This is a genomic window from Aeromonas sp. HMWF015 (assembly GCF_963878965.1).
GTDB lineage: Bacteria > Pseudomonadota > Gammaproteobacteria > Enterobacterales > Aeromonadaceae > Aeromonas > Aeromonas veronii.
The window spans coordinates 1-17,076 of sequence record NZ_CAWNZT010000133.1; the positions used below are offsets into that span (position 1 = coordinate 1).

A 17,076-nucleotide genomic window follows, 5' to 3' on the forward strand; every position below is an offset into this window, starting at 1 on the left:
AGACGGGCCCGCTGCGCCTCCCCCTCCGCCATCAGGGTCAACCGTTCCCCCACCAGCCAGCCCTGCTGACCCAGATTACCGATAATGCTCTGACTGAGCTGATCAAGGCTTGTTGAACCCTGCCCACGGCCGAGTTGAGCCAGCACCTGTTGTAGCTGTTGCCCCTGCAGAGTGAGCAAGCGTCCCTGATGCTCCCGCTCCTGCTCGCTGGTTGCGGTGGCCAGCAGCCGCGACGCGCTCTGGATCTCGCCGCTGAGGCGAGAGAGCGTGCGTGCCAGCTCCTGATCGGCCAAAGTCTGCTGCACCCCTTGCTCCAGCTGGCGCAGATGGCTAAGCCCCACCCAGCCCAGCAGGGAGGCACTCAGGGTCAGCAACGCCATCAGGGAGAAGGCCAGCAGCAACTTGCCACCCAGGCCGGAAAAGATTCTCACGGGAAGTCCCTTGGTTGTGGTCGGCTTTGACCGGATAATATGGCCCAACACTTTAACAAAACCCCTGACCATGCGAAGCGTCTATCTCTCCCCGTTGTTGCTGATCTGGTTGCTTCTGCTTCCTCGCACCGCCCTCGCCTTTGCGGTCGATATCTGGCCCGGCGGCGAATTCAGCGGCCAGCCGGTGCGCCAGCAGTGGCCGGAACCCGCCGCCGCAACCAAACCGCTGACCCTCTGCGCCCTCTACCCCCATCTGCGTGACGCCTACTGGCTCTCGGTCAATCAGGGCATGGTGGATGAGGCGAAGCGGCTGGGAGTCAAGTTACAGATCCACGAAGCGGGGGGCTACGGCGCCCTCGCCGAGCAGCGCCAGCAGTTGCAGCGCTGCGCGCAGGAAGGGAGCGACGCCATCTTGCTCGGCGCCGTGAGCTATCAGGGCTTGCACGAGGCAATCAAGGCCACGCCGCTGCCGGTCTTTGGTCTGGTCAACGATCTGCCCACCGGTCTGGTGCAGGCCAAGGTGGGGGTATCCTGGTACCAGATGGGCTGGCAGATTGGCCACTGGCTGGCGCAGCGCCACCCCACCGGCAGCAAGCCGGTCTCGGTCGTCCTCTTCCCCGGCCCGCAAGCGAGCGGCGGCAACAACTTCGTCGAACCGGGCTTTGCCGACGCCATCAAGGGGAGCGCCATCAAGCTGGTCACTACCGAGCGCGGCGACAACAGCCGGGAAATCCAGCGCACCCTGGTGCAGCAGACCCTGGCCCGCTATCCCGATCTCGACTATCTGGTGGGGGGCGCCATCGCCGCCGAAGTGGCGGTCAACGAGCTGGCGCAGCGCCATCTCGACAGGCCACAAGTGCTGAGCACCTACTTCAGCCACGGGGTGCAGCGGGGCCTGCGCCGGGGCAAGATCCTGGCCGCCAACAGCGATCAAATGCGGCTGCAGGGGCGTCTTGCTGTCGCTCAGGCGGTCTGCCTGCTGCAACACCCGGATGCCAATGCCGAGCAGTGCCCGCGGGTGATGGGGCCACCCATTCTGACGCTGTCTGCACCGCTGGCCGACCCTGCCGATTCCCTCTCGGATGGCGCTTTTCGTCCCGTCTATCGGGCCGAATAGCCGTTCCAAATCCGATTAGCACACTCAAGGAGAAGAGATGAAAGAGTTACATGCCAGCTGCCTGTGCGGCGCCGTCGCCCTGATCCTGCCGGATCAGTTCGACTATATGGGGAACTGCCACTGCAGCGAATGCCGCAAGTTTTCAGGGGGAGATTACGCCTCTGTCGGCGGACTAGATGGCAACAAGGTCACCATTGTGAAGGGAGAAGAGGCCATCGGCCGCTACCGGAAATCGGCAGAGACCACCCTGGCCTTCTGTCGTCACTGCGGCTCCAGCCTGTTCAGCCAGAAGAGCAGCAGCGGCAAGATCAACCTGCGCCTCGGAGTGCTGGACGATGTACCAAGCCAGCGGCCCGCATTTCACATATTTGTCGGCTCCAAGGCGCCCTGGCACCAGATTGGCGACGACTGCCCGCAATTTGATACCCGTCCGCCGGTCTGATCGGCACTCCTTACACAGGCCAAGGCCACCACGCCAGATTCAGGAGGCTATCTCACCGGCAAACAGATAGCCTTCACCATGGACGGTGACAAACAGCTGGGGATCCCGCGGATCCAGCTCCATCTTGCCGCGCAGCCGCCGGATCAGCACGTCGATGGTGCGATCGCTCGGGCCATCGCCGCGATGGCTGATGAGGGTCAGGATCCGCTCCCGGCTAAGCACCCGCCCGGCATGGGCGACAAAGGCCACCAGCACTTCATATTCCGCCTTGGTCAGGCGCACCGGCACTCCGTCCTTGCTGAGCTGGCGGCGGGGAATATCAAAACGCCAGGGGCCAAAGCGCACCGCATCGTCAGCCACCGCAGGCTCGCTCGGCGCGGCGGCCGCCAGCGAGATCCGCCACAGCAGATTCTTGACCCGCACCAGCAACTCCCGCAGCTCGAACGGCTTGGTGACATAGTCGTCGGCCCCCATCTCGAGGCCGACAATCCGGTCCACCGCATCACTGCGGCCGGTGACCAGAATGATCCCCACCATGCTGCGCGCCCGCAGTTCACGAGTCAGCAGCAGGCCATCTTCCCCTGGCAGGTTGATATCCAGCATCACCAGATCGACCGTCTGCTCCGCCAGCACGGCGCGCATCTGCTGGCCGTTTTCGACCGCCGTCACCCGATAGCCCTCCCGCTCGAAATAGCCGGTCAGCTTCTCGCGGGTAACCGCATCATCTTCAACAACCAGAATGTGGTAGCTCATGGGCAGGGTTCACGATGGTCGACAAGGGAGGATTATTCTATTCACATTTTGTCATAAATACCCCTATTTCATTAATTTGTGGCGGCAGCCCTGTTCACAACACCGCCCTATCATGGCTCCCATCAAAAAAGTGATGTGAGAGAGCATGATGAAAAAACTGTGGCACTTCCTGCGCACCCCCAGCCGTCGCTGGTCGGTACTGGCGCTGCTTCTGGTGGGCGTCGGCGTCACCCTCGCGGGCACCGTCGGCCTGCACTATGGCTTTGAGAAAACCAGCAGTCTCGAATTCTGTATCTCCTGCCACTCCATGAAAGACACCGTCTATCCGGAGTACAAGGAGTCCATCCACTTCAAGAATGCTTCCGGCGTACAGGCGGTCTGTACCGACTGTCACCAGCCGAAGGATTTCGTTGGCAAGGTGGCCCGCAAGATGGAGGCGGCCAACGACCTCTATCAGGAGTACATAGGCCACAGCATCGACACCCAGGAGAAGTTCGAGGACCGGCGCCTGCATCTGGCCGAGAAGGTATGGGCCCGGATGAGCAGCCAGAACTCCAAGACCTGCAAGTCCTGCCACAGCTACGACAACATGGATCACGCCAAGCAGTCCCCGGCGGCAGCGCTGGCGATGAAAGATGCGGCGGCGAAGAACATGAACTGCATCGAGTGCCACAAAGGCATCGCCCACGAACTGCCCAACATGGCGGGCGGCTTCCGGGCCACTTACGCCACCCTGGTCAACGACGCGCAAGAGGCGCCAGCCGCCGAGACCCTCTACAACCTGGGTGAAAAAGATCTCTACGCCAGCGAGCAGAGCACCGACCCGGTCGGCAAACTGCTGCCTGCCTCCCGCATCGACGTGGTGGACCGCAGCGGCGATCGCCTCAAGGTGACCATCGAAGGGTGGCGCGAGAGCGATGGCAAGGGCCGGGTGCTGAGCGAATACATGGGCAAGCGGGTCTTCGTCGCTACCATCCGTGACGAACTGAAAGCGAGCGAGAAAGTGCTCAAGCAGGAGACCGACAGCGCCACCCATATCAAGTGGGAGCAGGTTCAGGTGCAGGCCTGGGTCGATGGCAAGGGCTTTGAGTCCTCGCTCAAGCCAATCTGGGATTACGCCGGCGAGATGTACAAATCCACCTGCAACTCCTGCCACGGCGCGCCGGATCCCGCTCACTTCACTGCCAACGGCTGGATCTCGGGGCTCAAGGCGATGTCTGCCTACTATCGCCTGAGCAAGGAAGAGGAGCGCACCCTGCTCAAATACCTGCAAAACCATGCCGCCGATACCGGTGGTCAGGGCAGCCACTAAGTCCGGATTCGAAAGAGGAATAACAAGATGATCAATATTTCCCGTCGTGGTTTTCTGGGTGGCTTGCTGGCCAGCGGTGCCTCTACCCTGATCGGCCCCTCCCTGCTCGGTCGCGCCGTGATGGCTGCCGAGTCTGGCGACAAGCTGGTGCAGTCCGGCTCCCACTGGGGCGCCTTCCGTGCCCGGGTGGTCGATGGCCGCTGGGTCGAGACCCTGCCGTTCGAGCACGACAAGCACCCCACCGACATGCTCAAGGCCTTGAGTGAAGTGGTCTACAACCCCTCCCGCATCCGCTACCCCATGGTGCGACTGGACTGGCTACGCAAGGGCCACCAGTCCGACACCAGCGAACGCGGCCAAAACCGCTTCGTGCGGGTCACCTGGTCCCAGGCGCTCGATTTTTTCTATCACGAGCTGGAGCGGGTGCAGAAGACCTATGGCCCGAGCGCCCTCTATGCCGGTCACTCCGGCTGGCAGTCGGTGGGCAAGCTGCACTCCGCTGGCGCCATGCTGGGACGCGCCATGAACCTGCACGGCACCTATCTGGCCAAGGCCGGTGACTACTCCACCGGCGCCGCCCAGGTGATCCTTCCCCACGTGGCGGGCGCCATGGAGGTGTATGAACAGCAGACCTCCTGGCCGCTGGTGCTGGAGCACAGCAAGACCATCGTTATCTGGGGCTCCGATCCTATCAAGAACCTGCAAGTGGGCTGGCTGGTGCCGGATCACAGCGTCTACGACTACTGGGCGCAGCTGAAAGAGAAGGTGGCCAAGGGCGAGATCCGGGTGATCAGTGTCGATCCGGTCAAATCCAAGACCCAGAAGTACCTCAATTGCGATCAGGTGACCCTGAATCCGCAGACCGACGTGCCGCTGATGCTGGGCATCGCCCACACCCTCTATAGCGAGAAGCGCCACGATGAGGCGTTCCTGAAGAACTACACCACCGGCTTTGACAAGTTCCTGCCCTACCTGCTGGGCACCAGCGATGGTCAGGTGAAGGACGCCGAGTGGGCCGCCGCCATCTGTGGCGTCCCTGCCGAGACCATCCGCGAACTGGCCCGCACCATGAGCAGCGGCCGCACCCAGCTTATCGGCGGCTGGTGTGTGCAGCGCATGCACCACGGCGAGCAGTACGCCTGGATGCTGGTGGTACTGGCCTCGATGATTGGTCAGATCGGCCTGCCGGGCGGTGGTTACGGCTTTGGCTGGCACTACAACGGGGCGGGCACCATCACCTCCAGCGGCCCCATCATGTCCGGTTTCAGCTCGGTCATTCCCGGGGTCAAGCCGCTCCATGACGGCGACTGGAAGGGCTACTCAAAATTCATTCCGGTGGCCCGTTTCGTCGACTGCATCCTCAATCCGGGCAAGCAGATCGCCTTCAACGGCCAGACCATCACCTACCCCCACATGAAGATGGCGGTGTTCTGCGGCAACAACCCGTTCCACCACCAGCAGGATCGCAACAAGATGGTCGCGGCCTGGCGCAAGCTGGAAACCGTGGTCAGCATCGATCACCAGTGGACCGCCAGCTGCCGCTTCGCCGATATCGTGCTGCCCGCCACCACCACTTATGAGCGGGATGACATCGAGCAGTGGGGCTCCCACTCCAACGCGGGCATTCTGGCCATGTACAAGGTGGTTGAGCCGCTGTTCGAGGCGCGTGATGACTACGACATCTTCGCCGATCTCTGCCGTCGCTTCGGTCGCGAGGCCGAGTTCACCGGTGGCAAGAGCAAGCTGGAGTGGATCCAGAGCATCTATGACGACGCCCGCCTGCAGGGCCGCGGCATCGGCATTCGTCTGCCCCGTTTCAGCCAGTTCTGGCACGGCGAAGGCTTCGTCACCTTCCCGGCAGGCCAACCCTGGGTGCGCCACGAGTCGTTCCGTCAGGAGCCGGATCTGGAACCACTGGGTACCCCGTCCGGCCTTATCGAGATCTACTCCAAGACCATCGCTGACTACGGCTATGGGGATTGCCCGGGCCACCCGGTCTGGATCGAGCCCTACGAGCGCTCCCACGGCGGGCCGGGCAGCGCGCGTTTCCCGCTGCACCTGCAATCCTGCCACCCGGACAAGCGGCTGCACAGCCAGCTCTGCTCCTCCGACAACTACCGCGCCACCTACACGGTGCAGGGTCGCGAACCTGTCTATATGAATCCGCAGGATGCCAAATCCCGCGGCCTCAAAGACGGCGATCTGGTGCGGGTGTTCAACGGCCGCGGTCAGGTATTGGCCGGTCTGGTGGTGAGCGATGACTACGCCCCCGGCGTAGTCCGGATACAGGAAGGTGCCTGGTATGGCCCGCAAGAGGGTGGCAAAGTGGGGACGCTCTGTACCTACGGCGATCCCAACGTGCTGACCGCCGACATCGGCTCCTCCAGCCTGGCGCAGGCCACCACGGCCCATACCGCGCTGGTGGAGATCGAGAAGTTCCGCGGGCAGGCACCGGCAGTCACTGCCTTCGGCGCGCCGGAATCGGCAAAGGGCATCGACCCCATGTTCCCGGCACTCTGACCCCGGGGGGGACGAAAGCGCCCCCTTGAGTTTCCTTTATTTTTAAAGTCGTTAGAATCGGGAGCCATCAAGGCTCCCGATTGCCATCCACGGAGGAAAAATGCAGGAATTTATGGCTACCAGCGAACGCCGGGCCGAACTCTACTGGTGGTTCTCCACCCTGTTCGCCGCCGAACTCAGTGATGAGCAGATCGCCGAATATGACACCTATGATGTGCGAAGCTTCCTGAAAAGCCTCTCCACCCTGGATCCGATGCGCGAAGCCGTGGCCGAGCTCAACGAGGCCATCGCTCGCCTGCTGGTGCGCCCGGATCGCCAACTGGAACTCGCCGCCGACTTCGCCGGGCTGTTTCTGGTGGATCCCAAGCAGGGCGCCCTGCCCTACGAATCGCTCTACCGTGGCGATGCCAAGCTGCTGATGCAGGCCCCGATGGCCGAGATGCAGGCTCGCCTCGAGCGCCTCGGCATCAATGTCAGCGATAAATACAAAGAGCCTGCCGACCATCTGGCCATCGAGCTGGATCTGATGGGCAATCTCATCATCCGCGCGGCGGAAGCAAAGAGCGCGGCCGAGCGGGAACGCTGGCTCGACGAGCAGGAAGCGCTGCTGCACGGCCATCTGCTGGGCTGGTTTGACAAGTTCGAAAGCACCTGTCGCGCCGCCGACCGGTTTGGCTTCTACGGCGCCAGTGCCCGTCTACTGGGGGTCTTCCTCAAGATGGATGCCAACTACCTCTCTCTGGTCAAACCGGCACCGTCCGCCGACTGAGGCCGCGATGAAGACAGCCCTGCTTCTGATTGCATGCTGGCTGCTGGCCCTGATCCCGCTGGATCAGGGCATTACTCCCCTGATCGCGCTGCTGTTCAACCCGGATCGCGAGCTCTACGGCACCGCCCAGCTCACCGGCTTTGCCGGCATCCTGCTCACCCTCTACCTTGCCAATCTCGGCGTCGAGGTGGTGTTGCGCCGCCGCTTCCAGATCGCCGGTATGCTGGCGCTACTGGCCGCCTGGATCGACTTCATCAACAGCAGTGGCTGCGAGTCGCACTTCCTGCTGCTCTATCTGCTTGCCCTCCCCTTCCATCTGATCGGCTGGCTGGTATTTGTGCGTGGTATTCAGGCGTTTGGTCGCCAGAAGGGATAACCACTCGCCCCCTTTTTCCATCCTTTTATCAGGTTTTCTGCCAATTCTTGCCGTCAAAACAACCAGATAACTCCGCTTGACTCCCGGCCAAACAGTTCGTGCCATACTGACAACTGATGCAAGTGACAAAACAATCAATGCCGAGGTCATCATGGATGGGAAGCTCTTCAACGCCGACACCGAGGCAATGTTGACCCAGCTGTCAGATCACACCGTCCTAGAACAGCTGATGGATAATGCCCCTCTGGGCATCGGCGTCTTTGACTGCGAATTTCGCTACCGTAAAGTCAATCAGGTGCTGGCCGACATCAATGGCAAGAGCATCGAGGAGCATCAGGGCAAGCACCTCAGAGAGGTGGTTCCCAAGCTGGCACCGACGCTGGAGCCCATGTTTCAGCAGATCATGCGAAGCGGCATGCCCTACGTGGATATCGCCATCACGGGCCAAACCGCGGCGTACGACAGCAGCTCCCGCCGCTTTCAGGCCACCTACAGCCCGATGCGTGATGAGAAAGGGGAGCTGAACGGCATCCTCGCCATTGTGCGGGACATCACCGAGCAGTACGAAACCGAACAACGGCTGCAACTGGCAATGCGAGCGGCCCAAATCGGGGTGTGGGAGTGGCACGTAGCGAAAGACAGATTGCTGTTCGACGGCCAGATTGAGCCGCTGCTGGGCATCGAGGCCAACCAGTTCCACGGCGGGCTGCAAGCGTTCGTCGACTGTTTTGAACCGGAATCCGGCAGCCAGCTCAAGGCCGCCCTGCAAAGTCATGACCCCATCCATCTCACCCTGAGCTACCTTACCGCACTCAACGAGCGCCACTGGGTCGATATTCATGCCGACCATGTCCCCGCCACCGAGTCGGTCGGCCACCGGGTCATGGGGGTCATTCACAATGCCACCGCCCGCCGCCGTCAGGAGGAGCGGCTCCATCAAGCCAACGTGGTATTCGATACCACGGCCGAGGGGATCATCATCCTCGACAGCGAACACCATATTCTGTCGGTCAACCCGGCCTTCACCATGCTGACCCAATACAATGCCGAGGAGGTGATAGGCCGCACCCCGGATATCATCATGCATCCCAGGCGCTACACCGACCTCGACTATCCCTGGTATCACCTGCGCCCCGGCAACAACGCCTGGCATGGCGAGATGGTTTGTCTGCGCAAGGATGGCAGCTACTTCTCCTCCTGGCAGCAGATCAGCGCTGTCTATGACAACTTCAACAACACCACTCACTATGTGATCGCCCTCTCCGACATCAGCGCGATTCGCAAGGTGGAGGCCGAGCTGAACCACCTTGCCTATCATGATCCCCTGACCGAGCTGGGCAATCGCCATCTGTTGCAGGAGCGGCTGGCCCTTGAGCTGAAAACCGCGCAGCTCAATCGCAAACGGTTGGGGCTGCTCTTTATCGATCTGGATGGCTTCAAGCTGATCAACGACAGCCTGGGCCACGGAGTTGGCGATGAGCTGCTCAAGCGGCTGGCAGAGCGGATCCGCGGCTGCCTGCAGCACAACGATCTGGCGACCCGCCTCGGGGGAGACGAGTTTCTGGTGCTGATCCCCTATCTGGAAGAGCCCGACGAGCTGGCAACCCTCGCCAATACCCTGCTAACCGTGTTGCGTGAACCAGTTGAGCTGGCTCATGAGCTGGTGGCAATCTCGGCAAGTATCGGTATCGCTATCTATCCGGATCATGCTGACAGCCCGGAAACCCTGGTCAGCGCCGCCGACAGCGCCATGTACGAGGCGAAAAGTCAGGGGCGCAATGGATTCCAGTTCTATACCCCCTGCATGGCAGCTCGAGCCCGCGAGCGGATGCAGATTGAACAGGGTCTGCTCAAGGCCCTTGAGCTCGAACAGCTCTGCATTTTCTATCAACCCATGACCAATCTGGCCAACGGCCACCTGAGTGGACTGGAAGCCCTGCTGCGCTGGCAGCATCCCAATGAGGGGATGATAGCGCCGACCCGCTTTATTCCGGTGGCAGAGGAGTGCGGCCTGATCGAGAAAATTGGCGAGTGGGTGATGCGCAACGCCTGCGAGCAGGGACAAAACTGGCTGGCCGCCGGACTGCCGGTGCCCCGCTTGTCGGTCAATGTGTCGGTGCGGGAGATGCGCTCCCCGGGCTACGTTGAACGGGTCGCCGCTATTCTGGCCGAGACCGGATTTCCGCCAGAGCGGCTCGAGATCGAGGTGACGGAGAGCATCATCCAGCGGGTCGAACAGAGTCTGGATCTCTTTCCCCGCCTGAAAAGTCTCGGCGTGCAGATTGCCATTGATGACTTTGGTACCGGCTTCTCGTCACTGAGTCTGCTCAAGACCCTGCCGATCGATCGCATCAAGATCGACCGGGCGTTTGTGCAGGCATTACCGGAAGACAAGAACAGTAGGGAGCTCTGTCGCACCATCATCAATCTGGCCGACAGTCTGGATATGGAGGTCACCGCCGAAGGTATTGAAACCAAGGCACAACACGCCTTCTTGCAATCACTCAACTGCGGCGAAGGACAGGGTTATCTGTTCAGCAAACCACTGCATGTCGAACATATGGGAGATCGCCTGCATCAACGCTACGTCTCATAGCGGCAGGCATCATCATCACCAGCCGGGAGGCATCCGCCTCCTGGCTGCCGACCGGATTACCACTCAATCTGCAAGCGGGATTCCCAACCATCATCACGATCATTGAGCATACGCGTCAACGGTGATTCGCCAGCATAACGGGGAGCTGGCTCGCTGAAGGTAAGCCTGGTACCGGGCTCTTTGGCCTGCCATGCATGACCAAGCTGATCGGCCACCCGATCCCGCAACGCGGGTGAGGCCTCCTGATGGGTGATCGCAAACTCTTTCGGAGGTTCACCAGCGGGCACTGGCGCATCAAACTGCCAGAGGGATGTACAGAGCAACAGAGAAAACATCATGACCTCCAATTAATCGACACGGCCCCCTTTTACTCAACCACCGATTAATTGTCACTCTTTGTCCTGTAACCAACTGTTGCCGCCTATCCAAAAGTCTAATTGCCCCCCGCCACCAAAGGTATAAGTTGTTAAGAAACCATTAAAAGATCTATTCAAAGGAGTGACAGATGAGCGAGAGCAAGGTCTACCCGGTCAAACCCCACATCAGCAGCAATGCACTGCTAGACAAGGGCGACTACGCCGCCATGTATCAGGCTTCCGTCGAGGATCCGGACGCCTTCTGGGGAGAGCAGGGAAAAATTCTCGACTGGATGAAACCCTATACCAAGGTCAAGAACACCTCCTACGATCCGGGCCATGTCTCCATTAAATGGTTTGAAGATGGCCAGCTCAACGTCTCGGCTAACTGTCTCGATCGCCATCTCGCCGAACGGGGTGACAAGATCGCCATCATCTGGGAAGGGGACAACCCCGCCGAAGATCGCAAACTCACCTACCGCGAACTGCACAGCGAAGTGTGCAAGTTTGCCAACGTCTTGAAAGCACAAGGGGTTCACCGCGGCGACGTGGTCTGCCTCTATATGCCGATGGTACCCGAAGCCGCCATCGCCATGCTGGCCTGTACCCGCATCGGCGCGGTACACAGCATCGTCTTCGGCGGCTTCTCGCCGGAAGCGCTGGCTGGTCGCATCATCGACTCGGGCTCGCGCATCGTCATCACCGCCGACGAGGGACTGCGTGGCGGCCGTCCGGTGCCACTCAAGAAAAATGTGGATGAAGCGCTCACCAACCCGGATACCCAGGTCAACAAAGTGATCGTGCTCAAGCGCACCGGCGGCAATGTCGCCTGGCACAACCACCGCGACATCTGGTGGCATGAAGCGACCGCCACCGTCAGCAGCGACTGCCCGCCGGAGGCGATGAACGCCGAAGATCCGCTCTTTATCCTCTATACCTCCGGCTCCACCGGCAAACCCAAGGGGGTGCTGCACACCACTGGCGGCTATCTGGTCTATGCCACCCTCACCTTCAAATATGTGTTCGACTACCACGAAGAGGATATCTACTGGTGTACCGCCGATGTGGGCTGGGTTACCGGTCACTCCTATCTGGTCTACGGGCCGCTCGCCAACGGCGCCACCACCATCATGTTCGAAGGGGTGCCCAACTACCCAGCCACCAACCGCATGAGTCAGGTGGTGGACAAGCACCAGGTCACCATCCTCTATACCGCCCCCACCGCCATCCGCGCCCTGATGGCCAAAGGCAACGAAGCGGTCACCGGCACGTCACGCCAGAGCCTGCGCATCATGGGCTCGGTGGGTGAACCCATCAACCCGGAAGCCTGGGAGTGGTACTACCGCACCATTGGCGATGAGCGCTGCCCCATTGTCGATACCTGGTGGCAAACCGAAACCGGCGGCATCCTGATTACGCCGCTGCCCGGCGTCACCGACCTGAAACCGGGCTCGGCGACTCGTCCCTTCTTCGGGGTACAACCGGCGCTGGTGGACAATATGGGCGAGCCGCTGGAGGGGGCCACCGAGGGCAATCTGGTGATCACCGACTCCTGGCCGGGCCAGATGCGCACCGTATTCGGCGATCATGAGCGTTTCGAGCAGACCTACTTCTCCACCTTCCCGGGCCGCTACTTCACCGGCGACGGTGCCCGTCGCGACGAGGACGGCTACTACTGGATCACCGGACGGGTGGATGATGTACTGAACGTCTCTGGCCACCGCATGGGTACCGCCGAAATTGAATCGGCGCTGGTGGCCCATCCCAAGATCGCTGAAGCCGCGGTGGTGGGGGTTCCTCACGAGATCAAGGGTCAGGGCATCTATGCCTATGTCACCCTGATCGCCGGGGAAGAGCCAAGCCGCGAGCTGCACAAAGAGGTGAAGGAGTGGGTGCGCAAGGAGATCGGTGCCATCGCCACGCCGGATGTCATTCACTGGGCAGAGGGGCTGCCGAAGACCCGTTCCGGCAAGATCATGCGTCGCATCTTGCGCAAGATCGCCACTGGCGAGACCGACAGCCTGGGGGATATCTCCACTCTGGCGGATCCGGGCGTAGTAGACAAACTCATTCGCGAGAAGTCGGAAGCAGCCTGATCCCGCTTCGTTTGTTGCTCAACAAAGCCGGCCCTGTGCCGGCTTTGTCGTTTCTTATCTGCCAGCAAACAGCAAGGTGGCAGCGACGAAGTATCTCAGGTCGAAACGTGCAATAAATAGCCAGATGTAGAGATTAGACCAGTAAAATGCTGCTAATTTTCACGAAATCAATATAATTGCGAAATCTGTGTGCCAGGGCACACCGATTTGCGCAGAAAATGGCTAGATTTCTGGTAGTCCACAAGATAGCTGATAGATAGCAGCATTATCATCGAGGATGTACTCAATATGTCGCAAAATCACCGAATTCTCCTGCTCAACGGACCAAACCTGAATCTGCTGGGCAAACGGGAACCGGGTATCTACGGCAGCAAGACGCTTGATGAGATCGTCGCCGATCTGAAGCTTAACGCCAGCGAACTCGGTGTCACTCTGGAACATCTGCAATCCAACGCCGAACATGAGTTGGTCGGCCGCATCCATCAGGCCATGGGCCAGGTGGATTTTATCATCATCAATCCAGCCGCCTTCACCCACACCAGCGTCGCTATTCGCGATGCGCTGCTGGGCGTTGCCATCCCTTTTATCGAGGTTCACCTGTCAAATGTCCATGCCAGGGAGCCGTTCCGTCATCACTCCTATCTGTCTGATGTCGCAAAAGGGGTCATTTGTGGTCTGGGGGCCGATGGCTACCAATTCGCTTTAACCGCGGCCGTGCACCATCTGCGCGCGGCTTGATAATCACTGATCAGATAAAGAAGAAAGAGAATGCTAATGGATATCCGCAAAATCAAGAAGCTGATTGAACTGGTTGAAGAGTCCGGCATCGCCGAACTGGAGATCTCCGAAGGTGAAGAGTCCGTTCGCATCAGCCGCAACTTCTCCGGTCAGGTGACCACCGCCATGCCGCAGATGATGATGCAGCAAGCTGCTCCGGTTGCCGCACCTGCCGCTGCCGCCCCGGTTGCCGCCGCACCGGCCGCAGATGCCGCCCCGAGCGGTCACCTGATGCGCTCCCCGATGGTTGGCTCCTTCTACCGCTCCTCCAGCCCGGATGCCAAGCCGTTCGCGGAAGTGGGTCAGCAAGTCAATGTCGGCGACACCCTGTGCATCGTCGAAGCCATGAAAATGATGAACCAAATCGAGTCTGACAAGGCCGGTGTGATCAAAGCGATCCTGGTTGAAAATGGTCAGGCCGTCGAATTTGACGAGCCGCTGTTCATCATCGAATAAGGGAAATCGCCACCCATGTTGGACAAAGTAGTCATCGCCAACCGCGGTGAAATTGCCCTGCGGATCCTGCGCGCCTGTAAAGAGCTCGGGATCAAGACAGTGGCCGTTCACTCCACCGCCGACCGGGAGCTCAAACATGTGCTGCTGGCCGACGAATCCATCTGTATCGGCAGACCGGCCAGTACTGAATCCTACCTCAACGTCCCGGCCATCATCGCCGCCGCCGAGGTAACCGGTGCCGTGGCCATCCACCCGGGTTACGGCTTCCTCTCCGAGAACGCCGATTTCGCCGAAGTGGTCGAAAAATCCGGCTTCATCTTCATCGGCCCGCGCGCCGAGACCATTCGCCTGATGGGTGACAAGGTCTCCGCCATCGAAGCGATGAAGAAAGCGGGCGTACCTTGTGTACCGGGCTCTGACGGCCCCGTCGACAACGACGCCAAGCACAACGCCGCCATTGCCAAGCGCATTGGCTATCCGGTGATCATCAAGGCCGCCGGTGGCGGTGGTGGTCGCGGTATGCGCGTGGTGCGCAATGAAGCGGAACTGGCGGGTGCCATTGCCCTGACCAAATCCGAAGCAGGCCAGTTCTTCAAGAACGACATGGTCTACATGGAGAAGTACCTGGAAAACCCGCGCCACATCGAAATTCAGGTGTTGGCAGACGGCCAGGGCAACGCCCTCTATCTGGGCGAGCGTGACTGCTCCATGCAGCGTCGCCACCAGAAAGTGGTGGAAGAGGCGCCGGCACCCGGCATCACCGCCGAAATGCGCAAGTTCATCGGCGAGCGCTGTGTACGCGCCTGCATCGAGATCGGCTACCGTGGTGCGGGTACTTTCGAGTTCCTGTACGAGAACGGCGAGTTCTATTTCATCGAGATGAACACCCGTATTCAGGTTGAGCATCCGGTCACCGAGATGGTCACAGGTATCGATCTGATCAAGGAGCAGCTGCGCATCGCCGCCGGTCAGCCTCTGTCGATCACCCAGCAGGATATCCGCATCCGTGGCCATGCCATCGAGTGCCGGATCAACGCCGAAGATCCGGCCACCTTCATGCCCTCTCCGGGTCTGGTTCAGCGCTTCCACGCGCCGGGTGGTCTGGGCGTGCGTTGGGACTCCCACATTTATGCCGGTTACAAGGTACCGCCCCACTACGATTCAATGATCGGCAAGCTGATCTGCTACGGCGAGAATCGTGACATTGCCATCGCCCGTATGCGTCATGCGCTGGACGAGCTGGTGGTGGAAGGGATCAAGACCAACGTACCGCTGCAAAAAGAGATCATGAAAGACGAAAACTTCCAGCACGGTGGCACCAATATCCACTACCTGCACAAGAAGTTGGGTCTGTAAGGATCGCTGATAGAGACCGGACTTCCGGTGGAAGTCTGCTCCGCAAGGAGCCTCTGCTGAAAAAGGGCCATGGCGACATGGCCCTTTTTTGTTATCCTTGCGCCCCTCAAATTTGTCGGAGGCCAAGGTGAACCGTTTTGCTCTCGCCCGCCGGGAAGCAGCTTTCTGCCTGCTGCTGACCCTGTTCTACTTCTTTGCCTGGTATGGTACCGCCTATTTTATCCCGCCCCAGCTGGAGTTGTGGGGGCTGCCACTGTGGTTCCTGCTCAGTTGCATGGTGATGCCGCTGCTGTTCATTCTGCTCTGCGCCCTGATGGTGAACCGGCTGTTTGTGGAGATCCCCCTCGATACCCACTCCCCTTCCGGCAAGGAGTCATCACATGAATCTTGAGTTGATGCTGCCGCTCGTCATCTATCTGGTGCTGGTGCTGGGGGTCGGTTTCTGGGCCAGCCGCCATCGCGCGCAAGGCAACTTCGTGCAGGAGTACTTCATCGGCAACCGCAGCATGGGCGGGCTGGTGCTGGCGATGACGCTAGTGGCCACCTACACCTCGGCCTCTTCCTTTATCGGCGGACCGGGTGCGGCCTACAAGATTGGTCTGGGCTGGGTGTTGCTGGCGATGATCCAGCTGCCCACTGTCTGGCTCACTCTGGGGGTGCTTGGCAAGAAGTTCGCCATCATCGCCCGCCGGGTCAATGCGGTGACCATCAACGACATGCTGTGGGCCCGCTACCAGAGCAAGGCGGTGGTGATCCTCGGCTCCGTTACTATCATCCTCGCCTTTATCGCGACCATGGTGGTGCAGTTTATCGGCGGCGCCCGCCTGCTGGAGACCGCCACCGGCCTCTCCTACCAGCAGGGGTTGATGCTGTTTGCCAGCTGTGTGCTGCTCTACACCATCATCGGCGGCTTCCGCGCGGTGGTGATGACCGATGCCCTGCAGGGGATCATCATGCTGATCGGCACCGGCGCCCTGCTGGCAGGAATTCTGATTGCCGGTGACGGCCTGCCGAACCTTATCCACCAGCTCAGGGAGATCGATCCCAAGCTGGTGAGCCCGCAAGGGGCCGGCGACATGCTGACCCAGCCCTTTATGCTGAGCTTCTGGATCCTGGTCTGTGTCGGGGTGGTGGGGCTGCCCCACTCGGCATTGCGCTGTTTTGGCTATCGCGACAGCAAGGCGCTCCATCGCGGCATTCTGATCGGCACAGTGGTTAGCGCCCTGCTGATGTTCGGCATGCATCTGGCGGGTGCCCTTGGCCGCGCCATCCTGCCGGGCATGGACAGCCCGGACAAGATCATGCCCTCCCTGATGATGGAAGTGCTGCCACCCTGGCTGGCCGGGGTCTTTCTGGCGGCGCCGATGGCGGCCATCATGTCCACCATCGACTCCCAGCTGATCCAGGCTTCCGCCACTCTGGTGAAAGATCTCTACCTCAACTATCTGAGTCCAAAGCAGGAGAAGCTGGAGGTGCGCATTCCCCGCCTCTCTCTGCTCTGCACCCTGATCTTGGGCACTCTGGTGCTGCTAGCGGCGTTGCAACCGCCCGAGATGATCATCTGGCTCAACCTGCTCGCCTTTGGCGGTCTGCAGGCGGTGTTCCTCTGGCCACTGGTGCTCGGCCTCTACTGGTCGCGGGCCAACGGCCCGGGCGCACTGGCCAGCATGGTCAGCGGCATCGTCAGCTATGGGGTACTCAGTCAGTGGGGGATCAAGC

General features: G+C 60.5%; 15 protein-coding genes and 1 pseudogene. 13 read left to right on the plus strand and 3 right to left on the minus strand.

The features are described from left to right. Window positions 1-431: pseudogene (locus AACS18_RS06885) on the minus strand (TMAO reductase system sensor histidine kinase/response regulator TorS); the annotation flags it as partial. Between the two features lie 70 nt (window positions 432-501). On the opposite strand from AACS18_RS06885, the gene torT reads away from it, so the two are divergent. Next, on the plus strand, window positions 502-1,548 hold the full coding sequence (gene torT, locus AACS18_RS06890) for a TMAO reductase system periplasmic protein TorT (protein ID WP_108613999.1): 1,047 nt from the start codon (window positions 502-504) through the stop codon (window positions 1,546-1,548). A gap of 37 nt (window positions 1,549-1,585) precedes the next feature. Next, on the plus strand, window positions 1,586-1,990 hold the full coding sequence (locus tag AACS18_RS06895) for a GFA family protein (protein WP_108614000.1): 405 nt from the start codon (window positions 1,586-1,588) through the stop codon (window positions 1,988-1,990). A gap of 39 nt (window positions 1,991-2,029) precedes the next feature. Here AACS18_RS06895 and torR read toward each other — a convergent pair whose 3' ends face one another. Beyond that, window positions 2,030-2,743 carry a two-component system response regulator TorR gene (gene torR / locus AACS18_RS06900; protein ID WP_108614001.1) on the minus strand — a complete coding sequence of 238 codons (714 nt, stop codon included), beginning with the start codon at window positions 2,741-2,743 and terminating at the stop codon, window positions 2,030-2,032. A gap of 145 nt (window positions 2,744-2,888) precedes the next feature. On the opposite strand from torR, the gene torC reads away from it, so the two are divergent. From torC to AACS18_RS06925, 5 genes are all read left to right on the plus strand, one after another. After that, window positions 2,889-4,055 (plus strand): pentaheme c-type cytochrome TorC, encoded by a 1,167-nt coding sequence (torC, locus tag AACS18_RS06905; RefSeq protein ID WP_005343495.1) that lies wholly within the window; start codon window positions 2,889-2,891, stop codon window positions 4,053-4,055. 27 nt (window positions 4,056-4,082) lie between these two features. Beyond that, window positions 4,083-6,575, plus strand: a complete 2,493-nt coding sequence (gene torA, locus AACS18_RS06910) for a trimethylamine-N-oxide reductase TorA (protein ID WP_108614002.1) — start codon at window positions 4,083-4,085, stop codon at window positions 6,573-6,575. Window positions 6,576-6,675: 100 nt separating this feature from the next. Beyond that, window positions 6,676-7,344 carry a molecular chaperone TorD gene (gene torD / locus AACS18_RS06915; protein WP_108542596.1) on the plus strand — a complete coding sequence of 223 codons (669 nt, stop codon included), beginning with the start codon at window positions 6,676-6,678 and terminating at the stop codon, window positions 7,342-7,344. 7 nt (window positions 7,345-7,351) lie between these two features. Further along, on the plus strand, window positions 7,352-7,720 hold the full coding sequence (locus AACS18_RS06920) for a hypothetical protein (protein ID WP_005338902.1): 369 nt from the start codon (window positions 7,352-7,354) through the stop codon (window positions 7,718-7,720). A 151-nt stretch (window positions 7,721-7,871) separates the two neighbouring features. Then, window positions 7,872-10,316, plus strand: coding sequence for a sensor domain-containing protein (locus AACS18_RS06925; protein ID WP_108614003.1), 2,445 nt, complete (start codon window positions 7,872-7,874; stop codon window positions 10,314-10,316). A 56-nt stretch (window positions 10,317-10,372) separates the two neighbouring features. On the opposite strand, the gene AACS18_RS06930 is transcribed toward AACS18_RS06925, so the two are convergent. Continuing rightward, window positions 10,373-10,654, minus strand: coding sequence for a hypothetical protein (locus tag AACS18_RS06930; protein WP_224968618.1), 282 nt, complete (start codon window positions 10,652-10,654; stop codon window positions 10,373-10,375). Window positions 10,655-10,821: 167 nt separating this feature from the next. Between AACS18_RS06930 and acs the strand changes: the two genes are divergently transcribed. The 6 genes from acs to panF all read left to right on the plus strand — a co-directional run. Then, window positions 10,822-12,768, plus strand: a complete 1,947-nt coding sequence (acs, locus tag AACS18_RS06935; RefSeq protein WP_108614004.1) for an acetate--CoA ligase — start codon at window positions 10,822-10,824, stop codon at window positions 12,766-12,768. 288 nt (window positions 12,769-13,056) lie between these two features. Beyond that, window positions 13,057-13,506, plus strand: coding sequence for a type II 3-dehydroquinate dehydratase (gene aroQ, locus AACS18_RS06940; protein ID WP_005338907.1), 450 nt, complete (start codon window positions 13,057-13,059; stop codon window positions 13,504-13,506). A gap of 36 nt (window positions 13,507-13,542) precedes the next feature. Then, window positions 13,543-14,001, plus strand: coding sequence for an acetyl-CoA carboxylase biotin carboxyl carrier protein (gene accB / locus AACS18_RS06945; protein ID WP_005338908.1), 459 nt, complete (start codon window positions 13,543-13,545; stop codon window positions 13,999-14,001). A gap of 15 nt (window positions 14,002-14,016) precedes the next feature. Further along, window positions 14,017-15,357 carry an acetyl-CoA carboxylase biotin carboxylase subunit gene (gene accC, locus AACS18_RS06950; RefSeq protein ID WP_005338910.1) on the plus strand — a complete coding sequence of 447 codons (1,341 nt, stop codon included), beginning with the start codon at window positions 14,017-14,019 and terminating at the stop codon, window positions 15,355-15,357. A gap of 127 nt (window positions 15,358-15,484) precedes the next feature. Continuing rightward, window positions 15,485-15,748: a YhdT family protein gene (locus AACS18_RS06955; RefSeq protein ID WP_047438157.1), complete on the plus strand. Its 264-nt coding sequence runs from the start codon at window positions 15,485-15,487 to the stop codon at window positions 15,746-15,748. After that, window positions 15,738-17,076: sodium/pantothenate symporter (gene panF / locus AACS18_RS06960; protein ID WP_374956637.1), on the plus strand; the 1,339-nt coding region annotated here is incomplete at its 3' end. The genes AACS18_RS06955 and panF, both read left to right, overlap by 11 nt.

What these genes read in the sequence shown, in the direction of transcription:
- torT (WP_108613999.1), top strand. Translation starts at nt 502, where the DNA reads ATGCGAAGCGTCTATCTCTCCCCGTTGTTGCTGATCTGGTTGCTTCTG.
- AACS18_RS06895 (WP_108614000.1), top strand. Translation starts at nt 1,586, where the DNA reads ATGAAAGAGTTACATGCCAGCTGCCTGTGCGGCGCCGTCGCCCTGATC.
- torR (WP_108614001.1), bottom strand. Translation starts at nt 2,743, where the DNA reads ATGAGCTACCACATTCTGGTTGTTGAAGATGATGCGGTTACCCGCGAG.
- torC (WP_005343495.1), top strand. Translation starts at nt 2,889, where the DNA reads ATGATGAAAAAACTGTGGCACTTCCTGCGCACCCCCAGCCGTCGCTGG.
- torA (WP_108614002.1), top strand. Translation starts at nt 4,083, where the DNA reads ATGATCAATATTTCCCGTCGTGGTTTTCTGGGTGGCTTGCTGGCCAGC.
- torD (WP_108542596.1), top strand. Translation starts at nt 6,676, where the DNA reads ATGCAGGAATTTATGGCTACCAGCGAACGCCGGGCCGAACTCTACTGG.
- AACS18_RS06920 (WP_005338902.1), top strand. Translation starts at nt 7,352, where the DNA reads ATGAAGACAGCCCTGCTTCTGATTGCATGCTGGCTGCTGGCCCTGATC.
- AACS18_RS06925 (WP_108614003.1), top strand. Translation starts at nt 7,872, where the DNA reads ATGGATGGGAAGCTCTTCAACGCCGACACCGAGGCAATGTTGACCCAG.
- AACS18_RS06930 (WP_224968618.1), bottom strand. Translation starts at nt 10,654, where the DNA reads ATGATGTTTTCTCTGTTGCTCTGTACATCCCTCTGGCAGTTTGATGCG.
- acs (WP_108614004.1), top strand. Translation starts at nt 10,822, where the DNA reads ATGAGCGAGAGCAAGGTCTACCCGGTCAAACCCCACATCAGCAGCAAT.
- aroQ (WP_005338907.1), top strand. Translation starts at nt 13,057, where the DNA reads ATGTCGCAAAATCACCGAATTCTCCTGCTCAACGGACCAAACCTGAAT.
- accB (WP_005338908.1), top strand. Translation starts at nt 13,543, where the DNA reads ATGGATATCCGCAAAATCAAGAAGCTGATTGAACTGGTTGAAGAGTCC.
- accC (WP_005338910.1), top strand. Translation starts at nt 14,017, where the DNA reads ATGTTGGACAAAGTAGTCATCGCCAACCGCGGTGAAATTGCCCTGCGG.